The organism is Alteromonas sp. G4i35 (assembly GCF_054960375.1).
This window is the reverse complement of record NZ_JBHNZD010000007.1, coordinates 114257-136546: the sequence shown is the minus strand read 5'-3', so window position 1 is coordinate 136546 and position 22290 is coordinate 114257. Positions and strand designations below refer to the sequence as shown.

At 44.1% G+C, this 22290-nt stretch carries 24 protein-coding genes; 16 read left to right on the top strand and 8 right to left on the bottom strand.

Translation table 11 applies throughout. From position 1 onward, the window contains the following. Positions 1-47 precede the first annotated feature (47 nt). Positions 48-1205, top strand: a complete 1158-nt coding sequence (locus tag ACFI6L_RS06005) for an S-(hydroxymethyl)glutathione dehydrogenase/class III alcohol dehydrogenase (RefSeq protein ID WP_039226285.1) — start codon at positions 48-50, stop codon at positions 1203-1205. Positions 1206-1259: 54 nt separating this feature from the next. On the opposite strand, the gene ACFI6L_RS06000 is transcribed toward ACFI6L_RS06005, so the two are convergent. Then, positions 1260-1904, bottom strand: a complete 645-nt coding sequence (locus ACFI6L_RS06000) for a response regulator (RefSeq protein ID WP_239300584.1) — start codon at positions 1902-1904, stop codon at positions 1260-1262. After that, positions 1901-3199: a sensor histidine kinase gene (locus ACFI6L_RS05995; protein WP_462573595.1), complete on the bottom strand. Its 1299-nt coding sequence runs from the start codon at positions 3197-3199 to the stop codon at positions 1901-1903. Before ACFI6L_RS05995 ends, ACFI6L_RS06000 begins: the two co-directional genes overlap by 4 nt. 173 nt (positions 3200-3372) lie before the next feature. Between ACFI6L_RS05995 and ACFI6L_RS05990 the strand changes: the two genes are divergently transcribed. The 6 genes from ACFI6L_RS05990 (at position 3373) to arsB (ending at position 7943) form a co-directional block, all read left to right on the top strand. Next, complete coding sequence (locus ACFI6L_RS05990) at positions 3373-4140, top strand: hypothetical protein (RefSeq protein ID WP_462573594.1); 768 nt, start codon at positions 3373-3375, stop codon at positions 4138-4140. Between the two features lie 170 nt (positions 4141-4310). Next, positions 4311-5000 carry a protein-tyrosine phosphatase family protein gene (locus ACFI6L_RS05985; protein WP_462573593.1) on the top strand — a complete coding sequence of 230 codons (690 nt, stop codon included), beginning with the start codon at positions 4311-4313 and terminating at the stop codon, positions 4998-5000. A gap of 141 nt (positions 5001-5141) precedes the next feature. Beyond that, positions 5142-5486 (top strand): metalloregulator ArsR/SmtB family transcription factor, encoded by a 345-nt coding sequence (locus ACFI6L_RS05980; RefSeq protein WP_239218508.1) that lies wholly within the window; start codon positions 5142-5144, stop codon positions 5484-5486. A 171-nt stretch (positions 5487-5657) separates the two neighbouring features. Continuing rightward, complete coding sequence (locus ACFI6L_RS05975; RefSeq protein ID WP_321824771.1) at positions 5658-6125, top strand: arsenate reductase ArsC; 468 nt, start codon at positions 5658-5660, stop codon at positions 6123-6125. Continuing rightward, positions 6125-6892, top strand: a complete 768-nt coding sequence (gene arsH, locus ACFI6L_RS05970; RefSeq protein WP_014950498.1) for an arsenical resistance protein ArsH — start codon at positions 6125-6127, stop codon at positions 6890-6892. The genes ACFI6L_RS05975 and arsH overlap by 1 nt, the downstream gene beginning before the upstream one ends. A 22-nt stretch (positions 6893-6914) precedes the next feature. Continuing rightward, the gene (arsB, locus tag ACFI6L_RS05965) at positions 6915-7943 is read left to right on the top strand and encodes an ACR3 family arsenite efflux transporter (protein WP_014980115.1); all 1029 of its coding nucleotides are present in this window, start codon (positions 6915-6917) and stop codon (positions 7941-7943) included. 92 nt (positions 7944-8035) lie between these two features. Here arsB and ACFI6L_RS05960 read toward each other — a convergent pair whose 3' ends face one another. After that, positions 8036-8434 carry a response regulator gene (locus tag ACFI6L_RS05960; protein ID WP_283627594.1) on the bottom strand — a complete coding sequence of 133 codons (399 nt, stop codon included), beginning with the start codon at positions 8432-8434 and terminating at the stop codon, positions 8036-8038. 179 nt (positions 8435-8613) lie between these two features. On the opposite strand from ACFI6L_RS05960, the gene aceK reads away from it, so the two are divergent. The 3 genes from aceK (at position 8614) to ACFI6L_RS05945 (ending at position 12733) form a co-directional block, all read left to right on the top strand. Next, complete coding sequence (gene aceK / locus ACFI6L_RS05955) at positions 8614-10344, top strand: bifunctional isocitrate dehydrogenase kinase/phosphatase (protein ID WP_321824772.1); 1731 nt, start codon at positions 8614-8616, stop codon at positions 10342-10344. Positions 10345-10655: 311 nt separating this feature from the next. Then, a complete protein-coding gene (locus tag ACFI6L_RS05950; protein WP_014950502.1) occupies positions 10656-11336 on the top strand; it encodes a response regulator transcription factor in 681 nt (226 codons plus the stop codon). Continuing rightward, positions 11333-12733, top strand: a complete 1401-nt coding sequence (locus ACFI6L_RS05945; RefSeq protein ID WP_278344335.1) for a HAMP domain-containing sensor histidine kinase — start codon at positions 11333-11335, stop codon at positions 12731-12733. The genes ACFI6L_RS05950 and ACFI6L_RS05945 overlap by 4 nt, the downstream gene beginning before the upstream one ends. A 109-nt stretch (positions 12734-12842) precedes the next feature. Here the strand turns inward: ACFI6L_RS05945 and ACFI6L_RS05940 are convergent, their stop codons facing one another. The 3 genes from ACFI6L_RS05940 to ACFI6L_RS05930 all read right to left on the bottom strand — a co-directional run bounded on the left by ACFI6L_RS05940 (position 12843) and on the right by ACFI6L_RS05930 (position 14972). Then, complete coding sequence (locus tag ACFI6L_RS05940; RefSeq protein ID WP_462557317.1) at positions 12843-13481, bottom strand: RpiB/LacA/LacB family sugar-phosphate isomerase; 639 nt, start codon at positions 13479-13481, stop codon at positions 12843-12845. Positions 13482-13694: 213 nt separating this feature from the next. Next, the gene (locus ACFI6L_RS05935) at positions 13695-14255 is read right to left on the bottom strand and encodes a DUF3833 domain-containing protein (RefSeq protein ID WP_462557319.1); all 561 of its coding nucleotides are present in this window, start codon (positions 14253-14255) and stop codon (positions 13695-13697) included. 60 nt (positions 14256-14315) lie between these two features. Further along, on the bottom strand, positions 14316-14972 hold the full coding sequence (locus ACFI6L_RS05930) for a chalcone isomerase family protein (RefSeq protein ID WP_156078769.1): 657 nt from the start codon (positions 14970-14972) through the stop codon (positions 14316-14318). Between the two features lie 107 nt (positions 14973-15079). On the opposite strand from ACFI6L_RS05930, the gene ACFI6L_RS05925 reads away from it, so the two are divergent. Together ACFI6L_RS05925 and ACFI6L_RS05920 are read left to right on the top strand one after the other, a co-directional pair. After that, the gene (locus tag ACFI6L_RS05925) at positions 15080-16009 is read left to right on the top strand and encodes a 1-aminocyclopropane-1-carboxylate deaminase/D-cysteine desulfhydrase (protein ID WP_462557323.1); all 930 of its coding nucleotides are present in this window, start codon (positions 15080-15082) and stop codon (positions 16007-16009) included. A 171-nt stretch (positions 16010-16180) separates the two neighbouring features. After that, the gene (locus ACFI6L_RS05920; protein WP_014950508.1) at positions 16181-16426 is read left to right on the top strand and encodes a DUF4282 domain-containing protein; all 246 of its coding nucleotides are present in this window, start codon (positions 16181-16183) and stop codon (positions 16424-16426) included. 77 nt (positions 16427-16503) lie between these two features. Here ACFI6L_RS05920 and ACFI6L_RS05915 read toward each other — a convergent pair whose 3' ends face one another. Continuing rightward, positions 16504-17316 (bottom strand): sterol desaturase family protein, encoded by an 813-nt coding sequence (locus ACFI6L_RS05915; protein WP_462573592.1) that lies wholly within the window; start codon positions 17314-17316, stop codon positions 16504-16506. Continuing rightward, positions 17303-17731: an SRPBCC family protein gene (locus tag ACFI6L_RS05910; RefSeq protein WP_462573591.1), complete on the bottom strand. Its 429-nt coding sequence runs from the start codon at positions 17729-17731 to the stop codon at positions 17303-17305. Before ACFI6L_RS05910 ends, ACFI6L_RS05915 begins: the two co-directional genes overlap by 14 nt. 99 nt (positions 17732-17830) lie before the next feature. Here ACFI6L_RS05910 and ACFI6L_RS05905 point away from each other — a divergent pair, with 99 nt between their 5' ends. The 4 genes from ACFI6L_RS05905 (at position 17831) to nspC (ending at position 22288) form a co-directional block, all read left to right on the top strand. Then, a complete protein-coding gene (locus ACFI6L_RS05905; RefSeq protein WP_462573590.1) occupies positions 17831-18865 on the top strand; it encodes an AraC family transcriptional regulator in 1035 nt (344 codons plus the stop codon). A 203-nt stretch (positions 18866-19068) separates the two neighbouring features. After that, positions 19069-19479 carry a hypothetical protein gene (locus tag ACFI6L_RS05900; RefSeq protein ID WP_039226244.1) on the top strand — a complete coding sequence of 137 codons (411 nt, stop codon included), beginning with the start codon at positions 19069-19071 and terminating at the stop codon, positions 19477-19479. Between the two features lie 299 nt (positions 19480-19778). Further along, on the top strand, positions 19779-20981 hold the full coding sequence (locus tag ACFI6L_RS05895; RefSeq protein ID WP_014950514.1) for a saccharopine dehydrogenase family protein: 1203 nt from the start codon (positions 19779-19781) through the stop codon (positions 20979-20981). A gap of 176 nt (positions 20982-21157) precedes the next feature. Beyond that, positions 21158-22288 carry a carboxynorspermidine decarboxylase gene (gene nspC / locus ACFI6L_RS05890; RefSeq protein WP_462573589.1) on the top strand — a complete coding sequence of 377 codons (1131 nt, stop codon included), beginning with the start codon at positions 21158-21160 and terminating at the stop codon, positions 22286-22288. Positions 22289-22290: the final 2 nt, after the last annotated feature.

Here is a 22290-nt window from a genome sequence, read left to right as displayed (position 1 = left end):
TTGGCCTATAAAACATCATCAAATATTTATGATTAAGGAGTCATTACATGGCGTCATTCAAAGATTCGTTGCAAGAAGGTCAAACGCACATTAAGTCAAAAGCTGCGGTGGCTTGGGGCCCGGGTGAGCCGTTAAAGATGGAAGAAGTTGACGTAGAGCTTCCTAAGAAAGGCGAAGTACTTGTACGCATCGTTGCAACTGGCGTATGCCACACTGATGCATTTACGCTGTCCGGTGATGATCCTGAAGGCGTATTCCCTTCAATTCTAGGCCACGAAGGTGGTGGTATTGTTGAAATGGTGGGCGAAGGTGTAACCAGCGTAGAAGTTGGTGATCACGTTATTCCTCTTTACACCGCAGAATGTGGCGAATGTAAGTTCTGTAAGTCAGGCAAAACTAACCTTTGCCAAGCAGTGCGCGAAACACAAGGTAAAGGCTTAATGCCAGACGGCACAAGCCGCTTCTCTAAAGATGGTGAGCCAATTTATCATTACATGGGCTGCTCAACGTTTTCTGAATACACGGTTTTACCAGAAATATCGCTAGCAAAAGTAAACAAAACGGCCCCGTTAGAAGAAGTATGCTTACTTGGCTGTGGTGTGACAACCGGTATGGGCGCCGTGCTTAAAACGGCGAAAGTACAAGAAGGCGACACGGTTGCTATCTTTGGGTTAGGTGGTATCGGTCTATCTGCCATTATTGGTGCACGCATGGCAGGCGCCGGCCGCATTATTGGTATTGATATTAATGAAAGTAAGTTTGACCTAGCAAAACAGCTTGGTGCAACTGACGTGGTAAACCCTCAGAATTTCGATAAGCCTATTCAAGAAGTGATTGTTGAAATGACTGACGGCGGCGTTGACTACTCGTTTGAATGTATCGGCAACGTCAACGTGATGCGTTCTGCACTTGAGTGCTGTCACAAGGGTTGGGGCGAATCTGTGATCATTGGTGTAGCTGGTGCAGGACAAGAAATTTCAACGCGCCCATTCCAGTTAGTGACAGGTCGTGTATGGCGCGGCTCTGCATTTGGCGGTGTTAAAGGTCGTTCAGAGCTACCAGGTATTGTAGAGCAATACTTAAATGGTGACTTTGGTCTTCAAGAGTTTATCACTCACACCATGGGTCTTGGTGACATTAACAATGCCTTTGATTTAATGCATAAAGGTGAAAGTATCCGCTCTGTTGTGCATATGGATAAATAATTTAAGCCTTAGCTCGGAACACGTTAGGAGAAGCTCTGCTTCTCCTTTTATCGATTACAATATCCCCTGCTCTAACGCCTTGAGCACTGCCCTCGTTCTATCTCGTACACCAAGCTTAGCCATGACTGAAGAAACTTGGTTCTTAATGGTGCCTGTTGATTTGAACATCGCATCTGCAATTTCTTTATTACTGTAACCCGCAGCGATCAAACGGAGAATTTCGACTTCTTTCTCAGTAAGTGGCTCTGGATTTTCAAACGACTCAAATTCTACGTTCAGTCCTTTCAAGCCTTGCAACACTTTTTCGGTTACCGCGGGCTGAATAAGCGTTTTACCATTTTTTATTTGTGTAATAGTGTCAACCAGGGTTTCTAGCGATACATCTTTAAGCAGGTACCCTTTTGCACCAGCGCGCATAGCGCCGTTTACCAGCTCGTGATCGTCAAACGTAGTAAGCATTAGCACTGGCGTACTAATCCCTTTATCACTCAGTGCAAGCAAAGTATCGATACCCGATAATTTGGGCATGCGAATATCCATTAATATCACATCACAGTTTAAAGCGTTTTCACTATCAATGAGCTGCTGACCATTTTCGTATTCGCCAACAACTTCAACGCTATCATCAAGCCCTAAAAGTGATTTGATGCCTTCCCTTACCAGCATTTGATCTTCAACTAATATAAGGCGTGTTTTCATTCGCCCTCCGGTATGTGAATTGCGATGCGAAAACCCTGCTCGGTTCGCTGCCAGCTGATAGTTCCATTTAGCTCATGAACCCGTTCCTGCATTCCTTTTAGGCCATTGCCAGCCACCACACGACTTGAAGTGTCAGATTCGCTTGACCGCTCTTCCTTTCGACCCCCTTCTGCAAAAGCGCCTTCTGAATGGCTACATGGTGCTTTGTCGAAGAACTGTATGCTACTTGGCTGCTCATCACTGAGTTTCTCATCTGCAGCATGCGGCACCATACTGTCGTGCATTAGTAGGTTGTAAGCGCCGTTGTGTTGCGTCAGTGATAGGGAAAAATAATGCGCCTGTGTATGGCGTATCACGTTAGTTAGCGCCTCCTGCATACTTCGCAAAAGGCAATCGGCAATTCGCACGTTGGTTAACATTAAATTGTCGTCAATGTGCAGATTTACCATCGGCCTAGGCAAATCTTTAATTAGTGCGTTTACTGCTAATGAAAAATCAATAGCCGCATTTTCCCGAATGTCAGAAATCGCTTCTCTAACATCAGAGAGTAAAAGCTTAGCGATACTGTGGGACTGCTCAACGTGTTGCTTTATGGCTTGCGATTCAGTGCTCTCTAATAAATCCGCCTTTCTAGACGCGACTTGAAGGTTGATAGTAAGCGCCGTCAAATGATGCCCTAAAACATCATGAATGTTTCGCGCTATACGCAGGCGTTCATCTTGAGTAAGCGCCTGCTTCATTAGTTGCTGAGTACTTAATAATTGTCTATTGAGCGCATCGGCTTCTTCACGCGCTTTCGATTCTTTAATGGCCGTGTTCGACATGATCATGGCAAATAAATTGAATGTCCAAAACAGCGCGCCAGTCAAGACAGCTTGCTGCTCTTGCCACACCCACCCTTGGATGAGGATGGTGGGCAAAGCCAATGGTATTGAAAGCACGACGCACGTTTTCCAATTAACATAGTAAGGAAGAATGGCGGACCAAATAACAATGAAGATGGCAAGGTAGGCATAGGGAAGCAAAAACTGGCACAGTACCGCTAATAGAAACATCGCCCATAACGTTGGCAGCCTTAACGAAGGCATACTGTGGTCATGCCTACTGACAATCACAAAAGTCGCAGCTAGCATACAAAAAATAGCAATGGCGGAGAGGGTTCGCCAATGCATGAATGAGTATTGAAGATACAAGAAGTAAAGTGCAGAGCCGCTTACAAACAACCACGTAATGCATGCAGACGCGCGCTCAATATCGATGCTCACCCGCCAGTGAGCAGGGATTGAGATTTTCATTCGTTTCTGACTACCTATATCTTTTCGTTCTTATAGCGTTACTTTGACAAAAAACATAGTTCAATGCATAGGCCAGAAGTCACTTTTTATTTCATGACTTCTGGCACTGTTGTCAATCTCGTGAAGTTATCACTATAAGCCTACAATTTTGTTCATTGCCAAAGGAAAGCAAGATGCAAACAATTCATGGCTTTATAGTAACGCTTCACGTTTTAACGGGTGCATTGTCACTTTTACTATTTTGGGTGTCTAGTTTTACGAGAAAGGGCGGAAAAGCCCACATTCAATTTGGTGGTTACTACATAAAAGCGATGCTATTTACGTCTATTAGTGGCGTTATCAGCTCTACAATAGTGTTGTTTATTCCGCTAGCCATCTACCCGACAATGCCCGAGCACTTTGAGTCTGTTGCTTATTTCACTGCCTACCTTAGAGGCCAATATCTCTTTTTGCTGATGTTGAGCCTGTTGGTGTGGAACAACGTAAGGCATTCTGTAGCGGTGCTTAAAGCGAAGCAAAATCTTGAGAAACTGCGTACTATCGAGTATCTGTGGCTACCCGCTTTGCTTACTGTTGTAGCTTCTATTGCATTGTATCAAGGTATTACGTACGGCATCACACTAACTTGTATCTTTGCCCCTATTGCACTGTTAAATGCCATTGGTATTGTGCGCTATGTTTATCAAAAAGACATCGTTGCAGGTTCGTGGGTAACTGAGCACATTGGGCATATCATTGGCTCTGGTATTGGTGCATATACCGCATTTTTTGCCTTTGGAGGACGCGCATTATTCGAAGGCTCGCCGTCACTGCAAATTGTCAGTTGGGTTCTACCTGCTCTTATAGGCGTTCCTTTTTCAATCTGGCTTAGTTGTAAATACAATCCCAAATTATCTGGTCGTAATACGCCTTCTTTAAAACCTAAGGTAGTGAAAAGTTAAACTTAAAAGTGATATAGAAAAATTCAATTCAGCAGTAGTTATCAATGCCACGGTTAGGGCCTGTTTACTTAACGGTGGCATTGCCACTTGGACAACAAGCCATCAAATGTGTAACGTAAGAAATGGCAATAACGCCACCATAAACCAGTGTCAACATCGAGCGCTAAATTATGAGAAAGCACCAATCAGCAGCACTTAAAATATTGAAAGATACACTGTCATTTCAAACGTCTAAGCGTAGTCTCGCTGTTAGTGCGGCCTGTATTGGTTTAGGGCTAGGTTTAAGTGCACATGCGAACGCTTATCATGAAGACAATTCAACACCGCAAACCAGTGACCAAGCGCAAATGAATACCAAACCGACACTTACAACGCTCACCAACTACCAAGAAAACGCGCCATTTATGTTCTCTTCGGGCTTACCCGATGCCTCTCACCTTTCTTTACTGAAAGAAAAAGGAGTGACACACGTTGTAGATTTGATCCCAGGAGATAGAACCAGTGAAATCTTAACTACCTCAGAATTAGGACTCAATTACTTTAATGTGCCCGTGGATTGGGAAGGCCCCACATTAGCCAACTTTTTAAATTACGCAGCGTTTATGCAAACCGTCGATATCAAAGAAGACAAGGTACTCACGCACTGCAAACTGAATTGGCGAGGCGCTGCTTTTACGTATCTATACAGAATTAACGTACTTGGTGAAAATGAACAAGCCGCCCAAAAAGACCTTATGGCTATTTGGTATCCGAATCCAACATGGTTCGCCTTCATGAACGAGGTAATTGCCCACTACAATGAGGTAAACGGTAAAGAAGTAGCGATGTCGTTTGAGGCTGCCGATCCTGAAAACCACTAAATTTCTGGCTTACCGAGAATAATGGCGGTCTAAGACCCTCTCGCCCTACCAAACACATATGAAATTTCAGATTTATCATTGACACATACGGAATTTCATATACGATACATCACATACGAAATTTCATATGTGATGTGATTTATGTCGACTTGTTCTGATTCTGCGCAGCTACAGCCTTTAACATTTTTCAAATGCTTGTCGGAAGACACCCGCTTAAAGACGCTGCTTATGCTCTGTGTAAAAGGTGAGCTATGCGTGTGCGACCTTACTGATGCGCTTCAATTAAGCCAGCCCAAAATTTCACGCCATCTCGCTGACTTGCGAAAGTGCGGTTTAGTTCTCGATACTCGTAAGGGCAAATGGGTGTATTACCAGCTCCATCCTGACCTACCCGCTTGGGCGCTGGAGGTCATTAAGAACACCGCTATTCACAACAATGAATATATTAGCGAGGCGTTAGCGAATTTGTCCTGCGAGAATTGCTAGATTCCAAACTTTCTGAATGGCACAAAGACCGCTGCAAAAATGCACAGCAAAGGTCAACAGGCCCTAGTGTTAATTGCAGCTTAATACGTCGCCAAGTATCTGTTTTTTCGAAGTCTTATTCTATTTATTACAGCTACCCACAGTAGCCTCGACCATTAAACAAGGTTTTATATGAAGATTTTATATATTTGTACGCACAACCGTTGCCGCAGCATTCTTTGCGAGGCCATCACTAACGCCTCGAACGGCAATGTTGAAGCACGTAGTGCTGGCAGCCAGCCTGTAGGGGAAGTACACCCTCTTTCTCTTAAGTACCTTGGAGAGCGCGGGTTTAGTACAGACGGCCTTCAAAGCCAGTCGTGGGATGAATTTGAAGATTACGATGCTGATCTTGTTGTCACCGTTTGTGATTCAGCGGCGGGTGAGTCATGCCCTGTTTATTTCGGTAAATCCCTTAAGGTGCACTGGGGCTTAGAAGACCCGTCTAAGTTAGAAGGTAGCGAACAAGAGAAAGCAGAGGCATTCAACAACACCATCGATATTATTGAAAAGCGTGTAGCGGCATTAGCAGAGCTTGCTGAGAAAAACTTAGATAAAACACAGCTTAAAGAGGCACTATCAAAATTAGGAGCCCAGTAATGGGTAACAGTAAATCAATGAGCCAAGATATATCAAGCAACCAAGAAAGCTCAACAGCACAAAGCCCATCTGATAACGCGGTAATGGCGCAAATGCACAAGCCAATTATGGCTAACTTTGCATCAAGGTTCTCAGATCACAAGCCGCGTATTTTGCTACTTTACGGCTCGCTCAGAGAACGCTCGTACAGCCGCCTAGTAATTGAAGAGTCGGCAAGATTGCTTGAGTACTTTGGTGCTGAAGCCAAAATCTTTGACCCTCGTGGATTGCCGCAGCCAGATACTGAAGATGACTCACACCCAAAAGTGAAAGAACTGCGTGAGCTTATGATGTGGTCTGAAGGGCAAATTTGGTGTTCACCAGAGCGCCACGGCAGCATGACTGGCATTATGAAAAGCATGATTGACTGGGTACCGCTTAGCCTTGGCGGCGTTCGACCAACCCAAGGTAAAACGTTGGCGATTATGCAGGTTTCCGGCGGTTCACAATCGTTCAATGCGGTAAACCAAATGCGCATTTTAGGTCGCTGGATGCGCATGCTAACCATCCCTAATCAGTCTTCTGTGGCAAAAGCCTTTCTAGAATTTGAAGACGATGGTCGCATGAAGCCGTCACCTTACTACAACCGCATTGTGGACGTAGTTGAAGAGTTGGTGAAATTTACTTTGCTGACCCGCGACAACAAAGACTTTCTCGTTGACCGCTATTCTGAGCGCGTTGAAAGCGCAGAAGAAGTGAGTAAGCGTGTTAATCAAAAATCGTTGTAAAGTAAGACAAAGGTGAATCAGAATGGGTTTCTTTGAACGTTATTTATCAGTGTGGGTTGGCCTTTGCATTGTTGCAGGGGTGGGCCTAGGCTATGCCATGCCGGGTGTCTTTGCGTCTATTGCGGCGCTTGAATATGCGCACGTAAACCTGATAGTGGCAGTACTTATTTGGCTAATGATTTACCCAATGATGGTACAAATAGACTTTGGCTCAATTAAAGACGTTGGTAAAAAGCCGAAAGGCCTTGTACTGACCTTGGTGATTAACTGGCTGATAAAGCCCTTCACTATGGCACTATTGGGTTGGCTATTTTTTAAGGGCATTTTTGCCGACTGGGTAGATCCGCAAACTGCCACTGAGTACATTGCAGGCATGATCCTACTGGGCGTCGCTCCATGTACAGCGATGGTATTTGTGTGGAGTCACCTTACCAAAGGGGATGCTAACTACACGTTAGTCCAGGTATCAATTAATGACTTGATTATGGTCGTTGCCTTTGCACCGCTTACCGCCATGCTGCTGGGCGTAACAGATATAACCGTACCATGGGATACCCTGCTGCTTTCTGTTGCACTGTATGTTGTATTGCCATTGGTCGCGGGTTATATCACGCGCCGTCACTTGGAAAATAAAGGCAATAACGCACAAGGAAATGGCGCTGTTGACGCATTGGTTAGCAAGTTCAAACCCTTTTCAGTTATCGGCCTGCTACTCACTATTGTTATTTTGTTTGGTCTTCAGGCCGAAACTATTTTATCGCAGCCGCAAGACATCGTGCTTATCGCAATACCGCTACTAATACAAACTTACGGTATTTTTGCCATTGCTTACTTTGCGGCAAAACGTATGAAACTGCCGCATAATGTTGCAGCACCGGCATGTATGATTGGTACGTCTAACTTTTTTGAATTGGCGGTAGCCGTGGCTATTTCGCTATTTGGTTTACACAGCGGCGCAGCACTTGCCACTGTGGTGGGTGTATTAGTTGAAGTGCCCGTTATGCTTTCGCTAGTGTGGTTTGCGAACAAAACGCGCCACTGGTTTGACTAAGCGCATATGAAAAAGGGCGAACCGCAGTTCGCCCTTTGTCATCAATTTTTCTCATCAACCTTTATCGACGCTTTTTATAAGTCGTTAAAATCTTAAACCGCAATCGCTGGTTTGTATGTATCGGGAAGAATAAAACCAAAGCGCTGCAAAACTGACATTAGCACGTCCCGTTTTATCGGCTTTTCTATAAAGCCCAGTGCACCTAAAGACATCACTTTTTCTTGCATCATTGGCTGAATATCGCCAGACACGACGATAACAAACGTTTCTAGCTGACGGCGTTTTATTTCACTCAACACACTGATACCACCAAGAACAGGCATGGTCAGGTCCAGTAAAACCAAATCTATTGTGTGATGAGCCAATACTTCCAACGCGTCCATACCATTTGACACTTCGTAAATAGTTTCAGCAAAGCCATCTGGCAAATTGCTTCTCGCCATTTTTCGCGCCAGCGCCGAGTCATCACAAATAAGAATATTAAAACCCATCAAATACAAACTTATAATTGGTTATTAATCCGCCAACAGAATACATTAAACGAAAGTATAATAAAACAAAAAAGTGTCTGATAATTGGTAACTTAATCGCTATCTGCGCCAAACTTCACTCTTCAAGCTATCTATTTTGTGGTAGATATAGCGAGTAACAAAATAAGGAACACACGACCATGCAAGAGTTAGCTACTAGCCAAGATAAGAGTTTGGTAAGAAAAGTTGCCTATCAAATTTTGTCTCATTTCGATAAGAGTTATCGATGGTTCACCCGCATCACTCGTGGCGCTCAAGAAAGGTTCGAAAAGGGAAATTGGAAAGAAACTCAGCTTGCCTCTAAAGAGCGAATAACCATTTACGAGCAAAGCCTGTCAGACGCTGTCGCCGAAATTTATCAGCTAACTCAAGTACATCAAAAAGACGACGCTTTCTGGCAAGAGCTTAAGAAAGTATTTGCTTTACAGCTAGAAGGCCACCCGCAGTTTGAGCTAGCCGAAACCTTTTACAACTCTGTAATTGGTCGCTTGTTTAAACATAGAAAAATCGATAACGATATGATGTTTGTCTTGCCCAGCCGCTGTTTCTTACCCGGGCAAGACAGAGACAAAGTGATTAACAGCTTCGACACCACCACCACGGTGCGTGAAATGTACGAGTCAATTTTTAAGATATATCGATACAACATTCCATTTGAAAACTTCGAGCGAGACCTACAGAACCTTGAAAGCGCGCTTCGCGCTCGGTTGAATAAGGAGCAGCTAGCCAGCGTTCAAGCTGTGGAAATCCTTAAGCCTACGTTTTTTAGAGGAAAAGCCGCTTACCTGATTGGGCGAATTTGCATGCCCGACGAAACGCTGCCGTTCGTTATCGCCATGAGACGCTATAACGAACCCCATATGTTTGTGGATGCGCTGTTAACTGATCGCAAAGACTTAAGCGTTATTTTCGGTTTTGCTCGCAGCTACTTTATGGCTGACACTCAAAATCCTGCGGAAGTTGCCGCCTTTCTTCAAGAGCTTCTCCCTAATAAAAAGCACTTTGAGCTGTATATGGCAATGGGACACTATAAGCACGGTAAAACAGTGTTCTATCGCAACTTCTTGCAGCACATGGACGAGTCAGACGACAAATTTGAGGCGGCTCCTGGCATTCGAGGCCTGGTCATGATGGTTTTCCATCTTCCCTCTTATGGTGTGGTGTTTAAAATTATTAAAGACGAGTTTGCAGAGAGTAAAAAAATCACGCGTGAGCGCGTTAAGGAATGCTACAAACTCGTAAAAATGTCAGACCGTGTGGGCCGAATGGCCGACACTCATGAATATGTGAATTTTAGGTTTCCGCTAGACAGAATTGAGCCTGAGTTAATTGATGAACTCAAAGAGACGTGTGCATCGAGCTTAGAATTCACTGAATCTGAACTCATCATTAAACACATGTACATTGAACGGAAAATGACGCCGCTTAATCTGTATCTACAAGAAGAAACAGATGAAGAGAAAATTACCCGTGCACTAGATGAGCTTGGACTGTGCATTAAGCAAATTGCCATGGCCAACATATTTCCTGGCGACATGCTACATAAAAACTTTGGTATTACCCGTCATGGCCGCGTTATTTTCTACGACTATGATGAAATTTGTTTAATGAATGAGCGCAATTTTAGATCCCTGCCGAAATCTGACGATCCTTATGCTATTGATACGCTCTCGGTAGCGCCTAACGACGTATTCCCTGAACAGTTTGAGCATTTCATTGTAGGTAAACGCAAGTTCAAAGATATACTTAAATCGTTACACGGTGATTTGATGACCCCTGAATATTGGCACGAAGTTCAGGAAAAATGTGCACGAGGCGATGTTCAACACTTCACGCCTTACAACGCCAGCATGCGTTTTGACAGAGGCTAACTAAGTTAAGTGTTTGATCAAGGTGCACGTTGACCGAGTCCCAGTACAGTTTGAGAGCGCAGTTCAAGAGTGTAGAGCAAGCCAAAGCACTGTGCATGCGCCCTCTAGGGCACTAGACACCTGAACAAATTGTCGCTACATGCGAAAAAGCTTAAAAGTGATCGTTTCGTTACTTAACACTCGTAAAAGCATGTGAAAGCGATACTGCTTTGCGACTGCTTGATTTTGCTTGCTGACGATTAATCGCCACATAGTGACGACAGCAACGCCAAACAAGTGTGTGAATGTTGATAAACAAAAGAAGCGTAATAATGAAAGTGCTACTTGTAGAAGATGATCCAAAGGTTGCCTCGCACATTGCAAATGGACTATTGGGTGAAGGGCATGAATGTATTACTGTAGGTGATGGAACATCAGGCTACCAACAGGCGTCAAGTAACGAATTAGACGCCGTAATTCTGGATGTGATGCTGCCCGAACTCGACGGTTTTTCTGTTTTAGAAAAACTTCGCGAAGAAGGCAACACAACGCCCGTTTTATTACTGAGTGCAAAAAGTCAGGTTGAAGACAAGGTCAAAGGCCTTCGCACAGGCGCTAATGATTATTTAACTAAGCCTTTTGCCTTTGAAGAGTTACTTGCTCGCGTTGAGGGCCTTGCAGGTCGTAACAAAGAAGGTGAAGACAAGACGCTGATAAAAGTAGGCGACCTCACTCTAGACCTGGTTAACCGCAAAGTATTGCGCGGCGATCAAGAGATCGACCTGCAGTCTAAAGAATTTCAATTGCTTGAATGCCTGCTCCGTCACAAGGGTAAAGTCGTGACGCGAAGCATGCTGCTTGAGCAGGTTTGGAACTATCATTTTGACCCGCAAACGAATGTGATAGATGTTCACATTAGCCGCTTGCGTCAAAAAGTGGATAAGGCGTTTAATGTCCCGCTTATAGAGACTGTGCGAGGCACAGGATATCGAATAGCGGATGGGCTTGCATGATAGCAATACGCGACTTTACGCGTAGTTCAAGTTTTCGCGTAGGCGTATTGCTCACTACTCTAGCTTGTATTGCCATTGTTTTAATTGTTTATTTTTGGCGATTAACGAGCAGCGACTTGTTTATTTCGGAATCGAATGCTGCCGTTAATGCCAAAACAAACGCTCTGATTACTCTCTATGAAAACCTCGGTATTGAGGCGGTTAAGTTAGCGATAGCCAAAGACAATGGCCAACATTCGCCAAATGGCTCAACAATCACCTCAGCGTCCGACCACCTACGTTCATTTGTTGCACTGAGTAAAGATGAACAAGTAGTGGCTGGCAATTTGTCGTCAATTCCCCTTGTTCTTGAGCGCCACAAAAGCGCCAGTTTTGCTACCGCAGAAATAGTTATCACCCGCCCCAATAGCACAACGAGAAAAACGCTGCGCCAAGCACTTATGAGAGAAGTAACCCTTGGCGATCACGTGCTTTACGTTGGTCGTGGCATTGACGATTTATACAGCGCACAGTGGTTTGGTAAAACGTTCAGCTGGATCATTGTGGTGTTGCTTTGTACCTTGAGTGTGCTGAGCTTCGCTATTGCTGTTTACGTGGTTAATCGAATTAACCGCATGTCGCAAACGGCGGATAAAATTATCAAAACGGGAAACTTGCAAGAGCGTTTAGAAATTGACAGTAATTGGGACGACCTGAGCAGTTTGTCATTTGTGTTTAATCAAATGCTCGATACTATCGAGAGTTCAGTCAACAATATAAAGTCAGTGACCGATAGCATCGCCCATGACCTTCGCACTCCGTTATCTCGACTTCGCAACACGCTAGAAAAAATCGAAGACACTCAACTAAGGGAAGATACAACCCAAGAAGCCGACAACCTGTTAAACATGTTTAACAGCTTGTTACGCATAAGTGGGCTTGAAACCACCAATAAGAAAGAAGGCTTTTGTTCCACTGACGTACGCGCCATCGTAGAGGACGTGGTTGACCTTTATCACCCCCTTGCAGAAGAGCGCGACATTACCCTTTCGAGCGAGCTCGTTGCAGTTACAATGCTTGCCGATCCTAACCTGCTATTTCAAGCTGTAGCTAACGTGTTAGACAACGCCATAAAGTACTCTAATGAAAAAAGTGTGGTCACCGTACAGCTCTCTACCACAGCAAGTCATATCGTGATTGCCGTGAACGATGCGGGAATTGGCGTGGGTGAACATGAAATTGTGAATCTGGAGCGCCGATTTTATCGGGCAGACGGCAGTAGAACCAGTAAGGGAAATGGGTTGGGCTTATCGCTTGTGTCTGCCATTGTGAAGTTACACGACGGCCACATTTGGTTTATTCACGACCCGCTAGTTAAAGGGCACGGGTTAGGTGTGGTATTTACGTTTAAGCGTTAAGCTTTGGACTATTGTTTTTGTCGACAAAAAATAAAAAAACGCTGACGCTTTTTTCTTAGCATCAGCGTTTTTATCCTACATTTTCAACGTTGTGATTTGTGCCAGTCGCTTACGCTAACAGCGACTTCACGTACGCTTTAATCTCTTCATCTTGACCGTGGTCAAATAGACACTGCTGGAAACGCTCTCCAGATACGGCTGTTTTAACCAGTTCAACGTCCATTTTTTTCAGTGAATCGACGTAGCTCTCTGGAGCCAACGCACGTTTCAAATCTGCGAGAATACCAGCGTTTCGTACTTGAGGTTCTTTACGTTCAACGGGATAGCCCGCGCCACGCTCGCCTGTTAACGCTTTCTCAAAGATATAACGCGCATTAAGTTCAGCGCCCCATCCAAAGCCTTTTGCAAAAGGTAACGCTAACGCATTTCCATTGTTAACTTGGTTAAACAAAAATGCATCTGAAGGATCGATACAATAACCGCAAAATACGCCTGGATGAGCATTCAACGACATCATAGCCCCTTGACCCGTACCACAGCCTGAAATCACAAAATCGACAGCTTTCGAGTTGAGTAGAATAGCTCCCATTATGCCTAAGTGCACATAGGTAAGATGGTGATCAGCTTCGCTGTTCATACCCACATTGAATACAGCGTGTCCCAGTGAGTCCGCCACGCTTGTGAGCTCATTTAATATTACCGGATTCTTAGCCGCCTGACTGTTTTCCATCATCAATGCAACTTTCATGAACGCTCCTAAGCAAAGAAAAATAACGAATTAAACGCTTACATTAGCATGGAACGAAATGCCACCTCACGGGTAATGCCAAAGTAAATGTCGATTAGTTTCAAATGTGAAACGAAAACGGAAATATATGAAGATGGAGGGTCGACGAGTAACAAGTCACTGACCAGTAAATCTACTGGCCAGCATTTTTCAAAAAACGAGCTGAATGGCGTATTAGTCTGTTTGTTTTTGCATAAATATGGTGACTTCTGCCATCACAATGCCAAACTTACGAATATACGAACGGTTCATCATAGTACTGTCGTCAAATGCCCAAAACCAATCGTCAAACGTCACTGAATAGGTAGTGTCATCCACCGGCAAATCCATCTCGTAATGAAAGTTAAATGCGTTGCCAAAGCTTGTGCCTGTGGCTGGACCATCAATGTCACTCGCGCGACCCACATAGCTATTATCACTCTGCTTTACGATGGTCCAAGTACGGGACGTTGGACCGTCGCCCACACCGTAATTAAAGGATTCATCAAGGGTTAACGTATCGCCATCTACTGAACCATCGATGTCTACTATGAACCTTTGCACCACCTCGCCCGAGCGGTTCTGAACAATGCCCCAGGCTTTAACGTTCCCATCAAAAAATTGCTCAATATCGAAAACAGGCGATACAGACCTGTAGTCTTCACCATCCACTGAAACAGAGCATCCGGATAGCCCTGCTACCGTTAAAGCGGCAATTCCGATTCCTAAAACAAACTTCACCGTATTCTTTATCACTTTCGTAACCTTAATCAATTGACGAGATAGACATGGCGTAGTGCTAATAAAGCGTTGCCCTTATCCGTTTCCCAATAACTTCTTTCTAAATTTTGGCTCAGACGTTTTATCGCTTAGCCAGATATCAAAAAAACGCTGTGTAAATGCTTTGTCTTCAATTTCATCAGCCTTTTCACCGTTCACGTAAAACACACTCGTGCCATCTTTCGTAGCGATACCGGTAATGACGTCGCCCTCGCTGACGTCAGGAAAGATACTATTCATCAGGGAAAGCCACTTGTCTGAATCATCAGCCGATAGGTCTCCTTGCTTTTTCATTTCATCAATAGAACGCTGGGCAATTTTCTTGCCTTCCAAGTCTCGCTGGTACGTTAACTTTAGTGCAAAGGGGGGCTGATTGGCGTATTCACCTTCAGGCGCATAAAGCTCACCGGTATACACATCCCAGAAGTAGTAAGAGAACATTCCTTTTCCAACAAGCTTTGCATTGGGAACATAATTACTGATGTGCTTAACATCTGGCTCTTGCGCAACCGCATTCTTTGACATGATTAGCCCGCTTGTTGATATCGAAACAAAAAGAATGATGGAAAACATCTTCGCAGCCATGCTAGCGCTATACATCGAATGTCCCCACACACCACTGGCACTTTCTGGGCGCATTGGTAAGGATTTAGCTCTCAACTGGCGAAATAGGCCATACATTTTGATAACCATAACTATGCTCTTATTAGCGTAATAAACATTACAGGTCTTTTATTGAATTTCTATCTGGTTATACTCTTGCCTTCACACATTTGATCAACTGACACTAGGCTCTCGTTGTGCTTCCCCTTGATGCATTTAAATCGTCATTAACCCTGCCCTCACCGCTAATCCCATTTAAGCCAAATTGGGAAGGTGCCAGCAAGGTATCGCTATTTGTTAAACGTGATGATGCTATTCACCCTGTAATGTCAGGTAATAAATGGCGAAAGCTAAGTCATGCGCTCACCAGCCCGTTGCCAAAAACGATAGTGAGTTTCGGCGGCGGTTTTTCTAACCACCTGCATGCACTAGGCTTTGTTTGTTATAAATTGGGCATTCCTTTTAACGCCGTTATTCGCGGTGACTACAGCGCTGCACCTACACCCATGATTGAGGATTTGAAAAGTTGGGGCACCCGTATCGACTATGTAGACCGAGTCACTTACAAAAAGCGAAACGATAGCGCATATCTACTTCATCTTAAGCAGCAGCAACCTGACGCGATGATCATTCCTGAGGGCGGAAGCCAAGCACAAGCGCTTCAAGGGATAAAGGACATGGTTGATGAAATCAACATAGATTTTGATTTTATTGTCGCTCCTGTCGCCAGTGGAGCCACTTTGGCGGGAATAGTCAGTGCATTAAATAAACGTAATGAAAATAATGCGAAAGACACTCTCCATCGCACTGGTTGCAACGCTGTCGGTGTTGGCGTGCTGAAGGGTGAAGACTACTTAGAAGGATTAGTCGAACAATTTCTTCCAGCCTCGCTTGGGCGATCAAATTGGCATATTGAACACAACTACCACTTCGGTGGTTACGCCAAAGCGCCAAATGAGCTTCAAACCTTCTGCAACGATTTTAATAATACTTTCGATTTTGATATCGAGCCTGTTTATTCCGGCAAAGCCTTTTGGGCAGTTAAAGATATGCTGGCCAAAGGTATGTTTGAAGACGGGTCACGCATTGTTGTACTGCACACAGGCGGCTTGCAAGGCGCAAGATAAACCCCTTTTATAACAGAGTGTTGCGATCACTACCTTTCGGTGTTACAACTATCCCTGTGAGCTTGCTCACAATTCTTTTAAACACTAAACAACGATAACAACAAGAAGTTTGTCGCAGGATGCGGCATAACATTAGCGCTTGCTACCTGCAAACTTCATCAAGGAATGATTATGAAAGATATTTTCTTCTTCGACTCAATGTTAACCCCTAAGATTATCACTTTCGTGTACTGGCTATTGCTTTTAGGATCTGTGGTAAGTGGCGTAACAACGATGTTTGTAGGGTACGACGCGAGTTTTGTATACGGCCTATTTATTATCGTGTCTGGCTGTATTGGCGCAAGAATCTGGTGCGAACTGCTTATCGTACTTTTCAAAATTCACAGCAACCTTCAGAAAATTGCTAGTAAAGAATAGTGCCATACCAAGGCTAGCGCTTCTCTAGGTAGCGCTAGCAATCCATCTAGTACTTTGATTGTGTAAGACCATTAGTATCAATCTGCGACAGGATAGCCAAACAACCTTTTTAACTTTGCTTTTATCCCTTTTGCGTGCTGAAGCTGTTCACGAAGCACACCTATTTGACTGAAGTTAGCGCTAAGAGGATTGTCCTCAGGCATTTTTCCTACAATGCCGTACTTTATCGTTATCGTTTTGTCTTCTTTAGCGAAAGTGCCGAATAATTTATCCCATATAATAAGTACGCCACCGTAATTCTTATCAATGTATGGTTTATTCGTTGCGTGATGAATACGGTGATGCGTAGGCGTGTTGAAGATACGCTCTACCCAGCCTAGGTTTCCAATCGTTTGAGTGTGTACAAAAAACTGATAAGCCAGATTGATAGCGACAATGGCAAAGACCAGACTTGGCGAAAAACCAATAAGAATCATTGGTACCCAGAACAGCCACATGCCCACAAAAGGATACAAAACGCTTTGCCTGAAAGCCGTTGTGAAATTCATTTTTGTCGAGCTGTGATGTACCACATGCGCTAGCCAAAACCAGTGTATGTTGTGTGAAGCACGATGAAACCAGTAGTACAAAAAGTCTTGAAGGATAAAACCTGCAAAAAGTGACAGTGCGCTAAGCTCTATTTTAAATAGTGAAAACTGGTGCAACCAAATAAAGAAAGGCATTAGTAGAAGCAAGACCAAGGCATCAGAGCCCTGATGAAGTAATGCAAGTAAGGCATTATTTGCACTGTCTTTTACATTGTAAAACTGTCGTGCTTTTTTAAATTCAACAAAAACACACAGTAAAAATACAGGGCTCAAGCCTAGCAAAATAAGTTCAACGGGGATCAAAGCGTGCTCCTAACTTATCTAGACATTGCTTAATATCGTTTTGCAACAGGCGCGTCAGTAACCAGTTTGGTATATACCAGGGCGCCCGACAGGCAATGCGATAAGAAACGTTTGTTGCATTTTCTTGCTGCGTGAACGCAATAGCGCCCCTGTGCGCCTTCACTGGGAAGTCATCAACCACTCTATACTCAATGCCGTTGGTATCTGCACGAACAATTTCTTCTTTAAAGCGTACTCCCAGAATAGTGACTTCTCTTACGCAGCCCTTTCCGCCGCTAATCTCATTATCATTTTCTGCTTTCAATACCTTAAACGACGCGTTGAAAAAATCGCTTAAATTCTGGTGATCAAGCAGTGTATCGCGCAGTTCTTTGGGCGTTGCAGCAATATTTTTTTGGTAGCAAACGTTAACCATCTACGTTATTTCCTTTTCTGACGGCTCCTAGCATAAATTGACATTACTGTTTTATCTTGCGTTAATGCGACAGTGTTTTTGTTATTTTGCGACAAGCATATGCCATCAGTTTCCTCAGCCTATATCCAAAGTACGGTGAGCTATTTAGTTAGCTTAGGCGTTAATGCCGACAATGTTTCGTTAACTACCCAGAAGCATGACTCACTGTCTGGCTCTTCACGTGTTGATATGAATGTATACGTTGAGCTGTTAAACCAAGGGGTCGCATTAACCAACAATTCGCTATTTGGTTTTGAGTTGGGTAAACATATTCAGGCGAAAGATTACGGAGTACTGGGTTATCTTGTTGAAAGTTGCGAAAACTTAGCTCAAGCCATTAATGCGCTAACCCGCTTTGACGCTTTAGTCGCTGACATTGGCACCACTAGCGTGTTTTTCGAACCTGACAATACCCGCGTTGAGTGGGTACCCAAAAGCGCCGATTGCAAGCAGATGGTATTGCGCAACACCACAGCCTGGGTAGCAACCGTTTACAAGATATTAGGTTCTGCCTGTAAACTGAATGCCGTCACCTTTACGTTTCCTTTGAGCGATTCGGAAAAAGCCATGCTAGCGATGTGGTTCAATTGTGAGGTGGTTGATAACGCCAACACCAACGCCATTATTTTTCCTCAGCACCTTTTACATATTCCATTTACCAGCGAGAACAAAGCGATGTTTAGTGCGCTCGTAAAAGTGACCGAAGAAGAACTAATGGCGAGCAAAGGCGGCGACCGTGTTCAATTTGCCAATAGCCAGTTCACCGCCAATCAGCATGAAGACATAAGTCATAGAGTCGTTGCGCTTTTAAAAGCCAATCCAACCTTAAAAGGCTGCGATCAGCAACGCGTAGCCAATGCACTTTTTATCAGTCCGCGCACCTTACAGCGAAAATTGAAGCAAAGTGGCACTAGTTTTCAACAAATTCTCAATAGCGAACGCAAAGCCCGCTTAGATGATTTGCTGAAACATCACTCCATCGCTGATACCGCAGATTTATTGGGGTTTCAGGAACAATCATCATTTACCCACGCCTTTAAAAAGTGGTACTCAACAACACCACTGAAATACCAAAAACAACTTTTAGCGCCTTAAAGCTAATGTCCACTTCCTCATCGCCGAACTATTAAGTCGCGTTGAAGAACAACCGATAAAAAGCAATCGCCCTATAGTCTCTTAATCTTTTAGTATGAAATGGTAGTGTTTAGCTATCGCAATGGTGAATATTAAACTAATGTGACGTAGTAAGCGTAGGTATTAGCAAGTGTCCAGCAACGCTAACTCACAGGAGATGCGCTATGATCGACCGTCCAGTTACATTGCCAACGCCATTAAACGTACTCGTGTCGAAGTCACTAAGCTTATGTGAGCTTATGTTACCCGTATGCGATGTGTTTTACCCCTTTGCTGCCATCTATGAAAACGGCCGAGTAGGTTGTATTTTCAACGACGAAACACAAGGTCAAAAGCGAGAGTCACAGCTTATCGAGCAGCTTCAGTGGCGAATTATCGATACCACCACCGACACAAACAGCTACAGCGTATTGGTTTATGCTGCGGCGGTTAATACCCAAGACAGTAAAACCCTCGACGCCATTGCCATAGCCACTGCTACACCAAATCATGAAGAGCGTTTGATTCTTTACCCTTATTACAAAGTTGATGATAAGGTAGTCATATCGCCACCAATTGATACGGTTACCCGCTGAAATTCGAGCGACTTTATATTTTAAACCGAGCAGAATTGCAGACACGTTATTAATTTTAAAACGTTTCTGCTTTCGTATCAGCTCAAACTTCTATTGAACGACGTATCTCGGCGTGGACCATAAACGGTCAATAATGAGGGCTTTGAAAGGTAGGCCGCTAGTAGGTGTGCAATACCTTTTACATTCGTTGTTACGATTAAAATTTTTTGTACTGTCATGGGCTGTCTTTGCTTGCCAAATCCCATTGGTCTGCTAGCATTCAGCCCAAAATTCATTAGCAAAATTAGGGATTAGTTATTATGTCTCGCGTTTTAATTATTGGTGCTGGCGGTGTTGCGTCGGTAACTGTGAAAAAATGTGCACGTTTACCGCAACATTTCGACGAAATTTACTTAGCAAGCCGCACGGTATCTAAGTGTGAAGCGCTACAGCAAGAAGTAGGTGCAGATCGCGTTAAGGGTGTTTTCGCTGTTGATGCTGACAACGCAAAAGAAGTGGAAGCACTTATCAACGAAGTAAAGCCAGACCTAGTAATCAACCTTGCGTTGCCATATCAAGACCTTCCAATCATGGATGCATGTCTTGCAACTAATACTGATTACCTAGACACCGCCAATTACGAGCCTAAAGACGAAGCGAAGTTTGAATACTCGTGGCAGTGGGCTTACCAAGACAAGTTTAAAGACGCGGGCATTATGGCCCTTCTTGGCAGTGGCTTTGATCCAGGTGTAACTAACGTTTACACAGCATATGCAGCTAAGCATTACTTCGACGAAATCCACTATCTTGATATCGTAGACTGTAATGGCGGCGATCACGGCCAGGCTTTCGCGACTAACTTCAACCCTGAAATCAACATTCGTGAGATTACCCAACGCGGTCGCTATTGGGAAAACGGCGAGTGGAAAGAAACCGATCCGTTAAGCGTACGTGAAGATCTGGACTATCAAAACATTGGTGTTCGCGCATCTTACCTGATGTTCCACGAAGAGCTAGAGTCTATTGTTAAGCACTTCCCTACTCTTAAGCGTGCACGCTTCTGGATGACCTTTGGCGATGCTTACCTTAACCACCTGCGTGTACTTGAAGGTATTGGTATGACTAGCATTGAGCCAGTTGAATTCCAAGGCCAGAAGATTGTACCACTAGAGTTCTTGAAAGCAGTACTTCCTAACCCAGGCTCACTTGCTGAAGGTTATAGCGGTATGACGTGCATTGGCACTTACATCACAGGTATTAAAGATGGCAAAGAAAAAACTATCTTTATCTATAACAACTGTGACCACGCGAAATGTAACGAAGAGGTAGGCGCGCAAGCAGTATCTTACACCACAGGTGTTCCTGCGATGATTGGCGCAGCGCTTATGCTTAACGGCACATGGAAAGAAGCTGGTGTATGGAACATGGAACAATTCGATCCAGACCCATTCATGGATATGCTTAACGAGCATGGTCTGCCATGGCACGTACTCGAATGTGAAGGTAGCCCTTTCACTAAATAATTGAAACATCAGGGCGCTTAATTCAAGCGCCCTTTTTTATTAACGCCACTATTTAAATCTAGATCAGATTACTGGAATGTAGGATACAGAGTAGTTTTGAGCTACGACCTGTAATGTAATACATTAGGCGTTTGATAAATGTTGAAAGCCGTTTTATTTTTTGGAGCTTTATCCCATTGACCGATTTAACTCAACGTACTGATATTCCCTCTCCTTGCTACGTGCTGGAAGAAGCAAAATTAATTAAAAACCTTGAGCTGATGAAACAGGTTCAAGACGAATCTGGCGCGCGTATTATCTTGGCGCTTAAAGGCTTTTCTATGTGGTCTTGCTTCGACATCATCAAACAGTACTTACACGGAGCAACGGCCAGTTCGGTTTGGGAAGCGAAACTTGCTGCAGAGATGGGTAAAGAAGTTCACGCATATTCTCCTGCGTACAAGGTTAATGACGCAAAGGAATTGGCGGGTCTTGTTAATCACCTGTCTTTTAATAGTTTGACCCAGTGGAACGCGCATAAAGACGTGCTAGCAGGCGTGTCGTTAGGCCTTCGTATAAACCCTGAGCATCAAGAAGCAGATACGCCACTGTACGACCCAGCTGCACCAGGTTCTCGCTTAGGCATACGTGCTAGTGAGCTAGAAGGCGCAGACTTATCGGGTATTGAAGGATTTCACTGCCACAACCTTTGTGAGTGTGATTCTTTTGCTACTGCACGCACGCTTGAAGCCATTGAAAAGCGTTTTGGCAAATGGCTTGGTCAATTAAAGTGGTTAAACCTAGGTGGCGGACACCTGATGACCCGTGAAGGGTATGATGTTGAGCACCTCATCAACACATTAAAAGACTTTAAAGCCCGTTACCCACACCTAGACGTAATTCTTGAGCCAGGGTCTGCGGTAGCATGGCAGACAGGGCCATTAATTTGCGAAGTGGTTGATATGGTAGAAAATGACGGAGATATCGCTATTCTAGACATTTCAGCTACTGCACATATGCCAGATGTGCTGGAAATGCCTTATCGCCCTACAATTTTGGGCGCGGGTATGCCTAATGAAAAAGCATATAATGTGAAGCTAGGTGGCAATTCGTGCCTTGCTGGCGATGTCATTGATACCTACTCATTCGATGCGCCGCTTAAGCCCGGCGATCGATTACAGTTTGAAGATATGATGCATTACACCATGGTAAAAACCACCTTCTTCAACGGTGTAGAACATCCTGCTATCGGCATTCTGCGTTCTAACGGCGATTTCGAACTAGTTCGCGAATTTAGCTACGAAGACTTTAAAGGTCGCTTGTCTTAAAC